Origin of the sequence: Chitinophaga sp. CF418, assembly GCF_900142925.1 — a bacterium.
Classification (GTDB): domain Bacteria; phylum Bacteroidota; class Bacteroidia; order Chitinophagales; family Chitinophagaceae; genus Chitinophaga.
The window spans coordinates 304,871-321,522 of the sequence record NZ_FRCN01000012.1; the positions used below are offsets into that span (position 1 = coordinate 304,871).

The window sequence follows — 16,652 nt, forward strand, 5'->3', positions numbered from 1 at the left end:
TGTTTTTCCTAAGCTTAGCGCTGGTTCTCTTCGCAGGACTTCCTATTATAGCTATCGCACATCCATCACCTAACAGTCTTATTTTTTTGGATGTCAGTCCGAAAAAAGTCGTGATGGAGGTGCAAATCCCGCTGACAGAACTGGAGCTCTCCTTCAAACCGGGTATCTCTAAAAATCCGGAGGCTTTTCTGGCGCAGGAAGAACCACAACTAAGAGAATACCTCCTGGCACATATTCATGCATATGCAACAAAGGATAAACCCTGGAAGGTAACCATCACCGGCCTGAAAATGGATCAGGGTAGATATCCTGAAAGCAATGTGGCGTATTGGGAAGTGAATGCCTCGGTTATGTTGATCCCGGAGAACGCTACAAATACACGCAATTTCTATTTAGATTATGATGCCGTGATACATCAGGTGATGAATCATGCCGCCTTAGTATCGATCCGGAGCGACTGGGAAAATGGCAACATTGAAGAGGCTACAGCGGAGGCGCAGGCTATTGGCTGGAATCTACAGGATAATACCATCCCTCCTTTACACATCAATCTGGATAAGGGAAGCTGGTGGACCGGTTTCACAAGCATGGTCAGGCTCGGCGCACGCCATATCGCAGAAGGGACGGATCATCTGATGTTTTTGCTGGTATTATTATTACCAGCCACTTTATTAGTGAGAAATAAGGAATGGAATGGATTTGGCGGCACGCGCTATAGTATCCTTCACCTGCTACGCATTGTCACAGCGTTTACAATAGGACATTCGCTGACTTTACTGCTTGGCGCCTTGGGCTGGGTGAGACTGCCTTCACAACCGGTGGAAATCCTGATTGCATTTTCAATCCTGGTCTCTGCTGTTCATGCTCTACGTCCTTTGTTCCCGGGAAAAGAAATGTTTGTGGCTGCTGGTTTCGGCCTTATCCATGGATTGGCGTTTGCAGCTACATTATCCAACCTCCACTTGGACACCGGGCCAATGGTGCTCAGTATCCTTGGTTTTAATATCGGCATTGAATTGATGCAGTTATTTGTGATCGGTATCAGCGTTCCCTGGCTGATCATCCTGAGCAGGAAAGATATGTACAGGTACATCCGCATCACCGGTGCTGTATTTGCGGCGGTAGCAGCTATCGCCTGGATGTCACAACGGTATCTGCAACGTGCAAACCCTTTTTCAACGATGGTAGAACAGATAGCAGGTCTGGGTAAATGGATAATAGCTGGTATCGCTTTGTTAGCAGTCGTCGTATCTGTATGGCCTAAACAAAAGCAAGCCGGGGTGTCTCAATTCCCATCCAAAGGCTGACTCCGGGGGCAGGAAACCCGGCAGTTCACTGCCAGCTTAAAGTAGTTTTCTCAGTTTTTTCTGAAAGAAAGCGGCATGAGTTTATCACAAACTGTTCTGATATATACAGTACCTGTTCATAAACGAACGTTTACACTATCGAAAAAACAAAATAAGGGCTTGAAATAAAGACAGTTATATACATGGCACAGCGTTTGGCTCAGAGCTTCGTAATATTATTGTCTATGAGAAAACTTTTCACTCACCTGCTGGTACTGGCCTGTTGTGTCACGCAGGTAAAGGCACAGTCAGCGTATGATTCAGTTGACGTGTCCATAAAGAAATTTATGGCAGAAATGAATATTCCGGGCTTTGCGACCTGCATTGTGAAGGACGGGAAAATGATATGGTCCAACGCTTACGGACTGGCCGATATCTCCAATAAAAAAGCCATGAGTATCGACGGTATCATGAACATTGGTTCGGTGTCCAAAACATTTACAACAACTGCAACTATGCAGCTCTGGGAGAAAGGATTAATTGATTTGAATGCCGATGTCAACAGCTACCTGGATTTCAGGATCAGAAATCCGAAATACCCGGATAAACCAATCACCATATTCCAGATACTCACTCATACCTCGTCTATAATTGACAGCAAAGCCTATGAAGAGAGTTATGCCTGCGGAGACCCTACCCAGTCGCTGAATGACTGGATCCATAGTGTCCTCGTTTCTGATGGCAGGCAATATAACGATGGAAATAGCTTCGGCAACTGGTCACCAGGCGATAAACGGCAATACTCAAATGTTGCATTCGGGCTACTTGGATTGATCGTCGAAAAGGTAGCTAAACAGCCATTCAATTTATATTGTAAGAAGAATATCTTTCAGCCTTTAGGTATGAATAAAACCGGATGGATGCTCAGCGAGGTCGATACCGGCAACTACATCAGGCCCTATGCCTACATTACAACAGAGAACAGGAAGGACTATCTGACCTTTGCCAGGCTTTTCCCCAACGAATCTGAGTTTAAAACCGGTACATACATTCCTGTGTGTTTATATAGTTTCCCCAATTATCCTGATGGGCTGGTCAGGACCAGTGTGCGGGATATATCCCTTTATCTGGCCGCGCTTCTTAATGGCGGGGAACTAAATGGCAAACGGATCTTGAAGAAAGAAACTATCGACAAAATGTTCACCCTGCAAATTGAAGGGAACAATGCGCAGGGCTTGACCTGGCGTACCTCTGAATTTGAAACCAAACAACATGGCAAGGTGAAATTATGGGGACATTCCGGCCTTGATCCCGGTATTCAAACTTTTATGTTTTTCAACCCGGCAAATAAAACCGGAGTGATCACTTTTCAAAATAATCCTTCCGATGGGATACCCCGAATTGTTGGGGAATTATATGAGGCGGCAACTTCAGAACAAAAACATTGATGTTATTTATCGAGGTGCTCCGGCAATCAGAGACACCAGGAATGGAACGGGAAGATGAACTGGAGGGATTCACTTTCCTACCAGGCTATGGGAAGGGAATTGCCGTGAGCTCCTCCCGTCACAATAATGTGGCTATGATAGATATTTCCTGGTAACATCTTGCCCAAGCCTCGCCCGGCAGCTTAATGTTGGTCCCACATTGAGTGTAATGTTACAGGGTATACCGGGAGGCTAACCTCAAAATATACACATAATTCCCATGAACTACCTGTTTGACTTTTAGTTTGAGTTATCTTTGTGTCCACTGATAACAATCCAACGCTAAATAAAATGGACTTTATAAATTACGACAGGTATTTTCAATCTATTTTAAATGGAGAGATAACCGTTTCACCGTATGATAAGCCGGCGTATATGAATTATGCTAAACTAAATTGGACTCGCCAGCAGCGCTGGTTAAAAACCGGTGAACTGAATGCAGATCTAATAAACCTGGTGATGCAGATAAAGCAACCACAGCACTGGATATTAATCACGGAGCCATGGTGTGGAGATGCTGCCCATATTTTACCTTTCATCTGCAAGCTTAGCCAGATGAATCCGCTTATTACGCTGGATATACAACTGCGAGATACTGAACCTTATCTCATAGAAAGTTATCTGACTGGTGCGAGCAAATCCAAATCTATTCCAAAGCTGATAGTACGCAATAGTGAAGATCAGGATCTGATGGTATGGGGCCCAAGACCTCAGGAGAATCAGGAACTCTTTGAACAAATGAAAGGAGACGAGAGAGATGTGGAAGAGATAAAATTGCTGTTACAGAAATGGTATAATGATGACAAGGGAAGAACTCTTCAGCATGAATTGCTGGAAGCCTTAACGCCTATAGTCGCGGGTGTGTCGTGACAGATCTCAGGACAATTCAACAACGCTGACCACTTTCATGCAAACATTTGCAGCAGCCGATGGCTGTTTTTTCCCCATTCTGTAAGGGCTTCGCGAATATCAGTGAAAAGCCTCGCGATTTCACGATATACAGTGATAGATGACCGCGCATCAGCAGAAGTAATAGCCCTTTACAGCATAAAACAATTCCAGCCCAACTTCTTCAAAACAGTTTACTGTAGCAATTCTCAAGGGGATAACCTTCTTTTCTAATCCTGAACTCACAATGCTTCTTTCCCACGGGCATACATTTTGACCAATCCTCCCTGAATATTCTTAATGGTTCCCATGTTAGTTTAATTGTCGCCCTCTACTCCTTATGAGCGGTAGAATTGGGCGTATTATTAACCCAAAATGGTATCCCAATCTGGTATATAATCAAGCTCTTTAAGAGCAGTAAATCTTTAAACTCAAATTTTATGAAAAAGTTTGCATTAAGTCTTACAGTATTACTCACCGCATTCGCATTCGGTGTCAAAGCCCAACATCAGGAACATGCTGATAAAGAAGTAACGGTATATCCGCCTAAGGTCCTCTTCACAAAACAGCTCCCTGCCAGCCTCAAGAAAGATGAAGCGCAGGTAGTACTGGTGAGATTTGCACCGGGCGAAGTTTCCAATGCACACAGACACCCAATGGCAACAGTTGGATACGTGCTGGAAGGCGAAATAGAGTCCACATTTGAAGGAGTGAAACATGTCTATAAACAGGGAGAAGTTTTCTGGGAAGAACCAGGTGGACTTCACAATCAGACCAGAAATCTGAGCAAAACCAAGGAAGCTAAATTGGTAGTCTTCTTCGTGGGATCTACAGGAAGCCCCGTTCTCATTCCGGAAAAGGCTAAAAAGTAAAAATTTTACAGGCAAGGTAGCCCTTAGCAGACATGAACATGTACCAAAGCCTTCCTCAGGGAAAAATTTTTCCTTATGGGAGGCTTCGGGCATTTAAACCTCACACAAAGCGGTGCATATCTCAGATGTTTAGCAAGACTTCGGGCATATTCAATGCCAGTGTTGTCGGCATTCCTCCGGAATAGCGCCATTTCTTATACTTGCGCATAACTTACCGATGACTTATATTGAGAACATAAATCCACTGCATGAAATTCCTCATATTAACCGCAATCCCTTTGTTCATGACCGTTTTTACCTCTGCACAGGTAAAAGTAGACATGAAAGACTATAAACAGACAAACGGTGCTTTGATTACACAAGAGGGACAATCACTGGAGATCAGCTGGCCGGCTGGCAATTCACTCAAAGGCAAGCTAGTGTTTGACCTCTCTCCTTCCCGGCCGCTCTTTAAAACTATATCTCTGGGCCAGCAACAGATCACAGCAGGTGTAGACCCTGCATTTCTGATGACCGTCGGTAAAAGGGACCTGGCCTCACAGAATGGCTGGAATATATTCTTCGATAAGGTACCTGGGAAACCGCATCAAAGTTATCCACTGACACTAAAGAAAACGTCAGTGTCAGTGAGAACCGAAGGTAGCCGTACTATAGTCAGTATAGGACCTATCTCGGCGGAAACGTTTTCCGGCACGCTGGAAGTCACCTTCTATAATGGAAGTCCGCTGTTCAATATAGCCGCTGTAATCAGCACAACAGCACAAGCGAAGGCTATTGTGTTCGACGCTGGGATAGTAAGTACGGAAACAGACTGGCAGCGTATTTCGTGGATGAATACAGGAGACAGCTTACAACAGGCACAGGTCATTTCCAGGGATACAGCGAGTACGCTGGCCGTAAAATACAGGGCTATTGCGGCATCCGGGAAACAGGGCACTATGGTGGTCTTTCCTCCTCCGCATCAATATTTCTACCCGCTGGATGAAGCATTCAACCTGAATTTTACCTGGTATGGCAATCAATACCGCCAGATGGTCAAAGGTTACGGTATAGGCATACGCCAGGAACTGGAAGGAGATAAACGCTTCGTTCCATGGTTCAATGCTCCTCCCGGCACCCAACAACGCCTTAATTTCTTTTGCCTGCTCAGTAAGGATAAAGATGCAGCAGCGTTTTCTGCACTGAAAGCGTTCACGCACAATGACAGATATGTTGAATTGCCTGGCTTCAAGACAATGTCCAGCCACTTTCATAATGAGTTTGTGATGAAGGTCATGATGGCCGGACAACCGGTACCGGCACATCCTGAGTTCGTAAAAGTGTTCAGGAACCTGGGCGTAGACATTGTACATCTCGCAGAATTCCATTATACCGCCGATCCCCATGGACCAGATGAAAAACGCCTGCCGCAGTTAAAAGCACTTTTTGAATTATGCGAAAAGCAATCAGATAACAAATTTCTATTGCTGCCAGGTGAGGAACCCAATGAATTCTTCGGCGGCCATTGGCTGGATTTCTTTCCACGGCCGGTATACTGGGTAATGTCCCGTAAACCCGGCCAACCCTATGTGGAAGAAAAACCTGGCTACGGGAAAGTGTATCATATCGGTAACAAGGAGGATATGCTCAGATTGCTCAAAGACGAACGGGGGCTTGCATGGACAGCCCATCCACGAACTAAAGGCTCGGTTAGTACTCCCGATAGCTACAAACACGAAGCCTTCTTTTTATCCGACCGTTTTATGGGAGCCGCCTGGAAAGCCATGCCGGCAGACCTTTCCCAGCCTCGTCTCGGCAAAAGGGTGCTCGATCTGATGGACGACATGAACAACTGGGGGACGAAAAAGACGGTTATTTGTGAAGCGGATCTGTTCACTGTTACGCAGCATAACGAGATGTATGCACACATGAACGTCAACTATCTCATGCTCGATAAACTTCCGGCTTACAAAGATAGCTGGCTTCCCATTCTCGACGCCATTCAGCATGGGCGATTCTTCGGTAGCACAGGAGAAGTATTAATGCCTCTTCTGAAGATTAACGGGCATATTTCGGGAGATAGTTTTCAACTTCCGGCTAATGGGCTTGCCGCTATCGACCTGAAATTACGATGGACTTTCCCGATGAACTTTGTTGAGATCATTTCCGGAGATGGTGAAAAAGTATACCGTGAAAGAATCCCGCTGAATAATACAACCGTCTTCGGCGAAAAAAGTTTCCAATTTCCTGTTAAGCTAAGTGGCAGAAAATGGGTTCGTGTGGAGGCCTGGGATGTTGCTGCCAATGGAGCATTCAGTCAGACGTTCTGGTTACTGTGACGTGCTATCAGAAGCGTTAGTACCATTCAGGTTTGTAAAGCGTTGAGCAACTTACTTACCTGCCGCATTCGATAACTTATCTTTCCAATTCCACCATTTCAATTTTTCTGCTTCATATTGTTCTTTTGGTGTGTTGGCATAATACACCGCACATCTGAAAACATATAATACACAGCGGTCCTGAACTACACCGGCAAAACGATTCGAAAGGTCATAAAGCAATTCCGGATCTTTTTCTTTGAGGTCGGAAACTTTTGTAATACCAATATTCCAAAGGTCAGTAGCCAAAGACTTACCAACTCCGGGAATTTGAATGAGGTCTTTTATTGCTTCCTGCTTTGTCATTTACCATTAGTATTATTTAGCTCAAAAGTATGTAATTTAAAGATTAGATTCATTACATACCAGCGGCCCCTCGTCCTTGCCGCGGCTACTGCCTGTTACCAGTGAGCTTTCCCCCGGGGGTAACCGGGAACGAAGCGTCTTCCGTAACCGGAGATGCTGGCTTCCAGGGGGTATCCAGCCGCATTCTATCCCATACGGATATTATATACTAAAATTTGTCCCGCTCAGCATCCTTCTTATCAACCTTTTCACTTATCTTAAGCCAACGGTTCTAAAATTACTGTCATGAAAAAATGTACGTTTCATTTCACGGCTGTTTTGATCTTCTCATTGCTGGTGTTCTCAGGACAGGCATGTGGCCAGGAAAAACATATTTCAAAGGGCGCTGTTAAACGAATAAAGGTTCACGGCAATCTGCTGGAAGGAAATCTCAGTCACGACAGTGCCAATCGTTATGTATCAGTGTATCTGCCGGCAAGTTATCAAACCAATTCAACAAAACGTTATCCCGTGGTTTACTTCCTCCATGGCTATACCGACGATGATGCAAAGTTTTATGGATTTACAAAACACTGGATGGTGCTGCCGCCCATTTTAGATACTGCTTTTACCAGCGATGCTGCCCATGAAATGATTGTAGTTACACCGGACGCTTATACGCTTTTCCAGGGAAGCATGTATTCCAATTCAATCACAACGGGTAACTGGGAAGATTTTGTTGCAAAGGAACTGGTAGCCTATATCGACAGTCATTATCGCACCATCGCTCAAAAGGAAAGCCGCGGTTTGTGCGGCCATTCAATGGGTGGTTATGGTGCCTTGCGGATCGGGGAAAAGAATCCTGATGTATTTTCAACAGTATATTTATTAAGCCCCTGCTGCCTGAATTCTTCTCCAATACCTATGGAAACCGTACCGCCGCCTTTTTTACGTGCAGACAGTATTAAAACAACAGAAGAAATGCAAAAAACCGATTTCTTTACAAGAATACTCTTTGCTTCAGCAGCGGCCTGGTCCCCCAATCCCACAAATCCTCCTTTTTATCTTGATCTGCCGGTAAAGGATGGAAAACTGCAACCAGCTGTTTTACAAAAATGGGATGCCAACAGGCCATTGAATAACCTGGATCAATACATCTTCAACATAAAAAGACTGACCGCTATTGGCTTTGATGCAGGAACGAGAGATACAAATATTGCAGAGAGCATTAAAACACTGGATAGCGAGTTGAATAAATATAGCATCAAACATTCCTTTGAAATTTATGAAGGTGATCACATTAACCGTGTTGCCGAAAGGATCGGAAAGAAAATGCTGAGTTTCTTTTCAGAGAATTTATCATTTGAACAGATTAAAAAGAAATGAGGAAAGTAAGACTCAAAAGTACATTCCCATAAAGTAAACAAAACAGAAAAAATAAAACAATGCCTGAGGCTTTAAATGATATCATTACATCACGCCTGATACTTCGGTTACTCGGAGATGAAGTCGCCAACGCTTGCCTTAACAATAACCTTACAACAGCTCAGCAGTTGTTGCATGCCGCTATTCCCGGAGAATTCCTTGACAAACTTAGCAGCCTTCAAAACGACTACCGCCAACTACAGGAAGATCGGGAATATAAGCCATGGGCATCCAGGGCTATCATACTAAAAAGCGAAATGAAAATGATTGGTTTGATACGTTTCCACACCAGCCCGGATTTTCATAGAGACAAGCCCTATATGACAGGAGCGGTAGAACTGGGATATCGGATCTTTTCAGACTATAGAAGAACTGGATATGCACGTGAGGCTGTCCTGGGTATGATTAACTGGGCTACAGAGAGTTTCTCCGTACGCCGTTTCATTGCTTCAGTTTCACCGAAAAATTTGCCATCATTAGCACTTGTTCAGTCTTTTGGCTTTATCAAAGTAGATGAAGTGATGGATGAAACAGATGGCATGGAATATGTCTACATGCTGGAACGAACAGCATAGAATTGTCGAATCCTTATAATGAAGCCCCGTTATCGACGCTCCAGGATATCCGGGATCAAATCGCCTTATAATCCTCTCTCACTGGGGTAAAAATATCAAATATCTTACAATCTGTAAGTGCAACACCGCTATGCTCTACCCACGAAGGTATAAGAGCCACCATCCCTTTGGTGTACACCTTCGTTTGACCGTCAACCGTTAATTCAAATTCTCCTTCCTCAACCTGTGTTACCTGCTCATGAACGTGTTTGTGATTCGGAAGCACCGCTCCTTTTTTCACATCCCAGTAACTTAGTGTCAGAGAAGGCGTGTGAATAAATTTCGCAGAAAAGCCGGGTATGATCTCATGGGCGATAATGTCATCCAAATTTATCATGATGAATGTTCCATTTAGTGCTATAAGTTATATAAAATGGGCCGGATTAACCACTAATTTATTTCTTGCAGCTATCAGTCGTTGGGAAACCATTCCATTAGATACTTTGCCTTCATCCCGGAACGCAGTCAACTGTTCAGCATATTCATCAACCCATTCTTTATACACAGAGAATTTCGCCGGTTAGCCGTGGCTGGATTCTCTTTATTTCGTACTCTAACTTCAGCTTTAGCGATATAAAGCGAAAATCAATCACCAACAAGAAAATAAAAAATTGATTAACAACAAGTTAAACACAGGCATAGGTATTGCAATTCCTCGTGCATTCGCCAACGTTAAAAAATACCATTAACCAGTAGGCAGGCCATTGTTAGTATGTATCCAGGGAAATAGAAAAACAGAATACTAATCTTTAAAAATTAAAAGATGAACAGTCAAGAATTAATTGAATTAACTAAAGATCTCATCTATCACGCTACGCATTTTGATGTGCCTTACGTTAAGGAAGTCTATGCAGAAAATTTCCTGATAGTTAATGTTGATAAGGAAGGCGTGGCAGAAACCATGAACAAGGCACAGCTCGTTGCATTTGTGCAGGGAAACAAGAATTCGAATCTCGAACCACTTTCCACCAAAACCGAATTTCATTACGCTGTATGCGATGAAAATATGGGTATGGTGGTGATTACCCGCGAATTGGAACTTAATGGTAAACCGAGTAGAAAGTTCTTAACTGTAATTTGGGAATATCTATCCGGAAGATGGCAGGTTGTCAAAGAATCATCAATCGTGCGCGACTAACTCAACAGAACAAGCCTAAAATTGTAGGCTTGTTCTGTTACTTCCACTTTAAATTACGGCAGTACAGAATATTGAACAGCAGAAATGGTGAAGTAATATTTGTATCCTGTTGTAACCTTTTCTAAATAATGCACTCTATTAAGTAAACAAGCCTTATGCTTTACTGAATCATTTCACCTTTCGCTATTGCCTCCGTTTTGATCGCAGGCAATTATAACGAAACATGATGGGACCTTTGCCCCTTCCATTGTCGGTCAGAAGACACATAACGGCGTAGCAAAATAAATTATGAGAATTTAAAAGACCTATGTAAAGTAAAAAGTTACTGTATATTGCAATAGCCATTTTAACCCAATCCATATGCCCATAACTATCGAAAATAAAAGTACCAAAGCTGTACAGGCAAACAACCTTAGCTCTTCAGGAAAATCTATGCCTGCAGTCCGGTTATTGCAAGAAAAAGTGATATAGAAGCGTAATACAAAAACAAAGACCTAATTGATTTTAAGATAAACATTGAAATCCCACTTACAACGATGAAAGCTATTACACTTATAACATTTCTCCTACTAACCTGCACCGTGGCAAAGCCACAACAGGCGCCCACAGTGATCAATAGATTTAAGCTATTGGTTACCAATGAACACGATGAATTCCTCCTGATCAAATGGAAAGGCAACTGGGAAGTTCCAGGTGCTGAATATGGTGATAGTACCGTGGTTAAGCCCATAAATGAATTCCTTAGTGATCTCGCAGCCAGGCTTGGGATCAACATCAAACAGCCAAAACTCGCAGGGCTATTCACCTATTATATGAATGACCGAAAGTATCCGATGATTTTCAGCTACTATACCGCGAAATTGGATAAGGGACAGCCTGAGCCGGGTCCAGGAATTGAGGAGGTAAAATGGTTTCCGATATCAGCAGGTTTAAAAACAATCCCATATCCTAATTCCAGCGCAATAATCAAGCAGGTGCTCTCTGCACCACAAATAGTTTGGGGCGGTGCTTTCAGAGTATTTCCCTCAGAAGGCTGGAGATATGAAATCATATCAGATTTCTATAAGATGAATTGACCTGCGGCTGTAGCTCTGTCGCTACGGCCTTTAGGCCATTGGGCCCATTGAGGACATTCACCAGGATTGCAGCCCTTCGCCCCATCCAAGGGTGGCTTTTTTTATAAAAAAAGCATCATAAGAAATCAGTGCCCCGATTATAAATAGTAAACTTTTATAATTTCTCCTTGGGTTCGGATAGGAAACAAGTTAATATCATTTGATTATCCGCTAAAATAGGCTTATGGGAATGTAGGGATTCTTCATAGTTTCATAGAGAATTATCAAATAACGAATTATCTATCTAAATATATTGATTTATAAATATTTAGCCGCTAAAAATGTGGCTTTATAAATAGATAGATATAGGAGTTATCCAGGAAAATTATGCAAATATGAAAATGAACAAAGTATTCGTGCGTCTCATCTTGTTTGTGGCTGTTTTGATCCAGGGTGTTAACACCGCTCAGGCTCAAAACGGAGACCAGATATTGGATGGAATCGGAGAAACAGAAATGATTGCACGCTATGTGTTTAACGGAAATCTCAAAGATTGGTCCCGAAATAATTTGCACGCCAAATTCCAGGGCGATGAAGTCAAATTTGTTAATGACGACCGGTTTGGAAAGGTATTGTCACTTCCTGGAACGAACAACGCGTTTGTTACGATCCCGGGAGAAGTATTATCAGATATAGAATCGCTCAGTATATCAGGATGGATATACCTGCGTTCAAAGCAACCGGGCCAACGTTTTTTTGATTTCGGAGAGGATACCAACAAACATTTTTTTGCGGCCCCCGTTGGAACAAGTACCCAGGAAGGCTACCAGGCGTTGATAACAGCGGAAAAAGGTAATAAAAACGGAGCGGTTTCTCCGGCTATAGAAGTGAACAAGTGGGTTCATCTTGCCATAGTGATAGATGTTCCTTCAAAATCTATGATTACCTATGTCGATAGTAAACCTGTTGGTGAAACCAAAGACATTCCATCTGAGTTAACAGAGACGTTTGGTCAGCAGGCAGGAGGGAAAAAACTCCTTTATATCGGAAAGTCGTTATTGCCGGGAGATCCCTATCTCAACGCCATGATACACGATTTCCGTATTTACCGCGTTGCCCTGAGTGAAAGGCAGATTGCCGGAATTTATAACAATTCCCAGAGAGGCATCAATGAGGGTTCAGTGAATACAACGGGTAAGCGTGAAGACGATCTTCCCCACTTTTCTCAAAACGAAGCACAGCTGTATAATACTTATTTAGTTCATGTATCCGATGTGGAAGTGGAAACAGAAGCAGGAAATTTGCCACGACTACCAAGTTACGTACAGGGAACTTACCGGAATAATATGAAAGGTCCAAAGGTACGTGTGCTGTGGCCTTCTGCAATCGACAATAGCGCTGTTCTCACCCCCGGACGCTATACTGTTACGGGGCATGTTGCAGGAACGGATTTTCAACCAAAGGCATTCGTCACAGTAAAAAAGTCAGGCAAATCAGCTACACCAGGTTTAAAGCTGGCCACGTTTGATCTGGGCGAGGTTTCTTTAAAAACGGATTCTCATGGCCACGAAACCCAATTTATCGAAAATCGCGATAAGTTTATCAGAACATTGGCTACAACTGATCCCAACTCCTTCCTCTATATGTTCCGCCATGCCTTTGGCCAGAAACAACCTGAAGGTACAAAGCCGCTGGACGTCTGGGACAGTAAGGACACCAAATTAAGAGGACATGCTACAGGTCACTATCTTACGGCAATTGCACAAGCCTATGCCAGCACAGGATATGACAAGGCACTTCAGGCTAATTTCTCCGAAAAAATGGAGTATATGGTAAATACCCTCTACACGTTGTCACAATTATCCGGAAGGCCGAAAGAAGCAGGCGCCACCTATGTGTCCGATCCGACAGCCGTGCCACACGGTCCCGGAAAGTCAAATTATGATTCGGATCTGAGCGATGAGGGCATCCGTACCGATTATTGGAACTGGGGAAAAGGATTCATCAGCGCTTATCCTCCGGATCAGTTTATCATGTTGGAAAACGGAGCCAAGTACGGAGGACAGAAGAACCAGGTTTGGGCGCCGTACTATACCTTGCATAAAATTTTGGCCGGCTTAATGGATGTGTATGAAGTGAGCGGTAATAAAAAAGCCCTTGAAATAGCTACCGGCATGAGTGATTGGGTATATGCCCGCTTAAGCCGGTTACCAAAGGATACACTCATAAAGATGTGGAATACATACATTGCCGGAGAGTACGGTGGCATGAATGAGGCAATGGCCCGTCTGTACCGGCTTACTGGTGAGCCGAAATACCTGAAAACAGCACAATTATTTGATAATATCAGAGTGTTCTTTGGCGATACTGCACATTCACATGGACTGGCCAAAAATGTAGATATTTTCCGTGGTCTGCATGCCAATCAACATATACCTCAAATTATAGGTAGTATCGAAATGTACCGGGCCTCCAATAATCCGGAATATTACAAAATTGCTGACAACTTCTGGTATAAGGCTGTCAATGATTATATGTACAGCATAGGAGGAGTTGCAGGCGCACGTAATCCCGCGAATGCGGAATGCTTTATTAGTCAGCCGGCAACATTGTATGAAAACGGCTTCTCTTCCGGAGGACAGAACGAAACCTGTGCCACATACAATATGCTGAAATTGACCAGTGACCTGTTCCTCTACGATCAGCGGGCAGAGTTAATGGACTATTACGAGCGTGCATTGTACAACCACATTCTTGCTTCCGTAGCTAAAGATAATCCAGCCAATACCTACCACGTACCGCTCAGACCAGGGTCTATCAAACAATTTGGCAATCCGGATATGACAGGCTTTACGTGTTGTAACGGTACCGCAATAGAGAGTAATACCAAGCTGCAAAATTCAATTTACTTTAAAAGTAAAGATGACCAGGCGCTTTATGTCAATCTATACATACCCTCGACGCTGCAATGGACCGAGAGACAGGTAACTGTGGAGCAGACAACTAATTTTCCAAAGGAAGACAACACCCGTCTGACTATTAAGGGTAATGGAAAATTTGATATCAATGTGCGTGTACCGGGTTGGGCTACCAAAGGCTTCTTCGTGAAGATCAACGGTAAAGAACAAGCGCTTCAGGCTAAGCCAGGCAGTTACCTGAAAATAAGCCGCAAATGGCAGGATGGTGATATTATAGAATTGAGAATGCCCTTCCAGTTTCACCTTGATCCGGTTATGGATCAACAGAACATAGCCAGTCTGTTTTATGGACCGATATTGCTGGCCGCTCAGGAGCCCGAAGCAAGAAAAGAATGGCGTAAAATAAACCTGGATGCTGGAGATATAGGCAAGTCCATTAAAGGGGATCCTCAGCAGTTACAATTCACAATTGATGGTGTAGTTTTTAAACCATTTTATGAAACATACGGGCGGCATTCTGTTTACCTGGATGTTAAGTTAAAATAGTGCTTGAGACCAAAACGTTAAATAGGGTCCGTTACTTCGCGAAGTAGCGGACCCTATTTAATGTACGTACATCTACCAAACATTTATGAACAATAAAATTCAAATAAGCGAGCTTGCAAAAAGCCTCCGGTCTTTGATGCAAGCAACGCAAAGGCGTTTTTCATTTTTTAAAGTTTAATCAGGTTCAGAAAAAAGACATCATTTTCCTGAATTTCAAGTTCCTTTGAAAAAGCCACTTTACTTTGAATCGTAATAATCTCCCTGGAAAGTGGTGAGCCGTCGTTTTGCTTCTTAATTTGATCCACCTGCTGTTTGTTTAGCTGCGCCGGTTTTCCCATGGCGAGATAACTGGAATATGCATCGTTGCAATGGTAGCCTACTTTATATATTTCAAGTGCATAGGTGCCATCAGGTACATCCCCAATATTGATCTTTAATTTCCCTTTGGGTTTGGAAGGGAGATCGCGGATATAATATTGTTGATTATGTACGGAATCTCCTGGATGTGTATTGGTAAAATCCCAGGCCAGTACCTGAATATTTCCTGTGGAATCTCTGCATACCCATGATGTAGAATCACTATTTACCAATTCAATACTTCCAAGCCTGTTCAAAAACTGATAAGCGTAGAATACCGGTTTGTTAATACCCTGCGTATTCAGCATTCCGAAGCCGCCATGAAAAGGAGTAAACCGTGGACCTGGCTCTTCGAATATATCGGTAAAAACCCAATACGACATTGAGTTAGCGGCCTTCCCCACTTGTTTCAGTTTCTGCAACACATAGGCTGCTTCGTGGTAGCTGTCATGGATGGGGTCTGCAGGGGTATAAGATGCGCTCCATTCGGTGTAATGAAGTTCAAGGTCGGGCATTGGAGAACTGGCGATTTCCCTTCGCGATTGAAGAACATCACCGCTGACGCTCATTGGATTTTTATCCAGCACTGTACCTGAATTGCCAAATTCATCAAGATACCCTTGCTTTACACCATAGGCATGGGTACTGATAAAATCTATAGGCACATTATTTTTATGACAGTATGCAATCATTTCGGGCTCCCAGGCAGCTCCGGCGGTTCCGGGCCCGCCGACGCGATAAGACGGGTTAACACTTTTAATCGCCTTAGCACTGTAAGTATACAGTTTGAAGTAGTCGTCCTGGGTCCCTGCCCAGAAGCCATCCAGATTAGGTTCGTTCCATACTTCAAAATACCATGTTTTTACTTCTTCTGCGCCGTAACGCTCTGTAAAATGCCGGGTGAGGTCTTTTACCAACGCACCCCACTTTTCGTAGTTCTTCGGAGGAGTTACATTACCTCGCCACCAGAAGATCGTTTTCTGACCACTTGCCAGTGCAGAAGGCATAAACCCCAGCTCAACGAAGGGCTTCATGCCAATGCTTTGTAAAAAATCTACTAAAACATCAATGTACATGTAGTTGTAGACCGGGTTCCCCTTACCATCTACTGTATATACAGCCATATCATCCGTTAAAAGGCCATGCATACGGATATACCTGAAACCACATTCTTTTCTTACATATGCAAGCTGTTGCTGCCAGTCCGCCCGAAGTCCTTCATTGGCGCGGCCCGCACCAACGCACTCATTAAACATAGTGTTCAGCTTTCCCGATGTTTTGTTGAAGTCAATGTCGATGACCCGTTCCTGGATGGTTGGCTTCTTCTGTTTTGCTGTTTGAGCAACCAGTGTTTCGGAAATGGGAAAAAGCATCGGTATCAATAGAAATAAAACTCTTGTCATCTTTAAGTATATTTACCTTTC

General features: G+C 43.5%; 14 protein-coding genes. 11 read left to right on the forward strand and 3 right to left on the reverse strand.

Going from position 1 to position 16,652, the window contains the following annotated elements; translation table 11 throughout:
* Positions 1–113: 113 nt before the first annotated feature.
* The 6 genes from F3I09_RS25010 (at position 114) to F3I09_RS25030 (ending at position 6,851) form a co-directional block, all read left to right on the forward strand.
* Positions 114–1,307 carry a HupE/UreJ family protein gene (locus F3I09_RS25010; protein WP_223233380.1) on the forward strand — a complete coding sequence of 398 codons (1,194 nt, stop codon included), beginning with the start codon at positions 114–116 and terminating at the stop codon, positions 1,305–1,307.
* 224 nt (positions 1,308–1,531) lie between these two features.
* The gene (locus F3I09_RS25015) at positions 1,532–2,734 is read left to right on the forward strand and encodes a serine hydrolase (protein WP_188133950.1); all 1,203 of its coding nucleotides are present in this window, start codon (positions 1,532–1,534) and stop codon (positions 2,732–2,734) included.
* A complete protein-coding gene (locus tag F3I09_RS34210) occupies positions 2,734–2,889 on the forward strand; it encodes a hypothetical protein (protein WP_188133951.1) in 156 nt (51 codons plus the stop codon). Before F3I09_RS25015 ends, F3I09_RS34210 begins: the two co-directional genes overlap by 1 nt.
* A gap of 259 nt (positions 2,890–3,148) precedes the next feature.
* Positions 3,149–3,643 (forward strand): thioredoxin family protein, encoded by a 495-nt coding sequence (locus tag F3I09_RS25020; RefSeq protein WP_223233381.1) that lies wholly within the window; start codon positions 3,149–3,151, stop codon positions 3,641–3,643.
* Between the two features lie 458 nt (positions 3,644–4,101).
* Entirely contained in the window at positions 4,102–4,533 is a 432-nt protein-coding gene (locus F3I09_RS25025) for a cupin domain-containing protein (protein ID WP_149697791.1), read from the forward strand.
* A 248-nt stretch (positions 4,534–4,781) separates the two neighbouring features.
* Positions 4,782–6,851, forward strand: coding sequence for a hypothetical protein (locus F3I09_RS25030; protein WP_149697792.1), 2,070 nt, complete (start codon positions 4,782–4,784; stop codon positions 6,849–6,851).
* Between the two features lie 51 nt (positions 6,852–6,902).
* On the opposite strand, the gene F3I09_RS25035 is transcribed toward F3I09_RS25030, so the two are convergent.
* A complete protein-coding gene (locus F3I09_RS25035) occupies positions 6,903–7,196 on the reverse strand; it encodes a helix-hairpin-helix domain-containing protein (protein ID WP_149697793.1) in 294 nt (97 codons plus the stop codon).
* Positions 7,197–7,481: 285 nt separating this feature from the next.
* On the opposite strand from F3I09_RS25035, the gene F3I09_RS25040 reads away from it, so the two are divergent.
* Together F3I09_RS25040 and F3I09_RS25045 are read left to right on the forward strand one after the other, a co-directional pair.
* Entirely contained in the window at positions 7,482–8,561 is a 1,080-nt protein-coding gene (locus F3I09_RS25040; RefSeq protein WP_149697794.1) for an alpha/beta hydrolase family protein, read from the forward strand.
* Positions 8,562–8,620: 59 nt separating this feature from the next.
* On the forward strand, positions 8,621–9,175 hold the full coding sequence (locus F3I09_RS25045; protein ID WP_149697795.1) for a GNAT family N-acetyltransferase: 555 nt from the start codon (positions 8,621–8,623) through the stop codon (positions 9,173–9,175).
* Positions 9,176–9,230: 55 nt separating this feature from the next.
* Here F3I09_RS25045 and F3I09_RS25050 read toward each other — a convergent pair whose 3' ends face one another.
* Positions 9,231–9,551 (reverse strand): cupin domain-containing protein, encoded by a 321-nt coding sequence (locus F3I09_RS25050; protein WP_149697796.1) that lies wholly within the window; start codon positions 9,549–9,551, stop codon positions 9,231–9,233.
* 426 nt (positions 9,552–9,977) lie between these two features.
* On the opposite strand from F3I09_RS25050, the gene F3I09_RS25055 reads away from it, so the two are divergent.
* The 3 genes from F3I09_RS25055 to F3I09_RS25065 all read left to right on the forward strand — a co-directional run bounded on the left by F3I09_RS25055 (position 9,978) and on the right by F3I09_RS25065 (position 14,871).
* Positions 9,978–10,352, forward strand: a complete 375-nt coding sequence (locus F3I09_RS25055) for a hypothetical protein (protein WP_149697797.1) — start codon at positions 9,978–9,980, stop codon at positions 10,350–10,352.
* Positions 10,353–10,888: 536 nt separating this feature from the next.
* The gene (locus tag F3I09_RS25060) at positions 10,889–11,428 is read left to right on the forward strand and encodes an NUDIX hydrolase (protein WP_149697798.1); all 540 of its coding nucleotides are present in this window, start codon (positions 10,889–10,891) and stop codon (positions 11,426–11,428) included.
* Between the two features lie 374 nt (positions 11,429–11,802).
* Positions 11,803–14,871 (forward strand): beta-L-arabinofuranosidase domain-containing protein, encoded by a 3,069-nt coding sequence (locus tag F3I09_RS25065; RefSeq protein WP_149697799.1) that lies wholly within the window; start codon positions 11,803–11,805, stop codon positions 14,869–14,871.
* A 167-nt stretch (positions 14,872–15,038) separates the two neighbouring features.
* On the opposite strand, the gene F3I09_RS25070 is transcribed toward F3I09_RS25065, so the two are convergent.
* Complete coding sequence (locus F3I09_RS25070) at positions 15,039–16,631, reverse strand: glycoside hydrolase (RefSeq protein WP_149697800.1); 1,593 nt, start codon at positions 16,629–16,631, stop codon at positions 15,039–15,041.
* Positions 16,632–16,652 lie beyond the last annotated feature (21 nt).

Excerpts from the sequence above, each read along its gene's own strand:
- F3I09_RS25010 (WP_223233380.1), top strand. The coding sequence starts at position 114 with ATGGAGGTGCAAATCCCGCTGACAGAACTGGAGCTCTCCTTCAAACCG.
- F3I09_RS25015 (WP_188133950.1), top strand. The coding sequence starts at position 1,532 with ATGAGAAAACTTTTCACTCACCTGCTGGTACTGGCCTGTTGTGTCACG.
- F3I09_RS34210 (WP_188133951.1), top strand. The coding sequence starts at position 2,734 with ATGTTATTTATCGAGGTGCTCCGGCAATCAGAGACACCAGGAATGGAA.
- F3I09_RS25020 (WP_223233381.1), top strand. The coding sequence starts at position 3,149 with ATGAATTATGCTAAACTAAATTGGACTCGCCAGCAGCGCTGGTTAAAA.
- F3I09_RS25025 (WP_149697791.1), top strand. The coding sequence starts at position 4,102 with ATGAAAAAGTTTGCATTAAGTCTTACAGTATTACTCACCGCATTCGCA.
- F3I09_RS25030 (WP_149697792.1), top strand. The coding sequence starts at position 4,782 with ATGAAATTCCTCATATTAACCGCAATCCCTTTGTTCATGACCGTTTTT.
- F3I09_RS25035 (WP_149697793.1), bottom strand. The coding sequence starts at position 7,196 with ATGACAAAGCAGGAAGCAATAAAAGACCTCATTCAAATTCCCGGAGTT.
- F3I09_RS25040 (WP_149697794.1), top strand. The coding sequence starts at position 7,482 with ATGAAAAAATGTACGTTTCATTTCACGGCTGTTTTGATCTTCTCATTG.
- F3I09_RS25045 (WP_149697795.1), top strand. The coding sequence starts at position 8,621 with ATGCCTGAGGCTTTAAATGATATCATTACATCACGCCTGATACTTCGG.
- F3I09_RS25050 (WP_149697796.1), bottom strand. The coding sequence starts at position 9,551 with ATGATAAATTTGGATGACATTATCGCCCATGAGATCATACCCGGCTTT.
- F3I09_RS25055 (WP_149697797.1), top strand. The coding sequence starts at position 9,978 with ATGAACAGTCAAGAATTAATTGAATTAACTAAAGATCTCATCTATCAC.
- F3I09_RS25060 (WP_149697798.1), top strand. The coding sequence starts at position 10,889 with ATGAAAGCTATTACACTTATAACATTTCTCCTACTAACCTGCACCGTG.
- F3I09_RS25065 (WP_149697799.1), top strand. The coding sequence starts at position 11,803 with ATGAAAATGAACAAAGTATTCGTGCGTCTCATCTTGTTTGTGGCTGTT.
- F3I09_RS25070 (WP_149697800.1), bottom strand. The coding sequence starts at position 16,631 with ATGACAAGAGTTTTATTTCTATTGATACCGATGCTTTTTCCCATTTCC.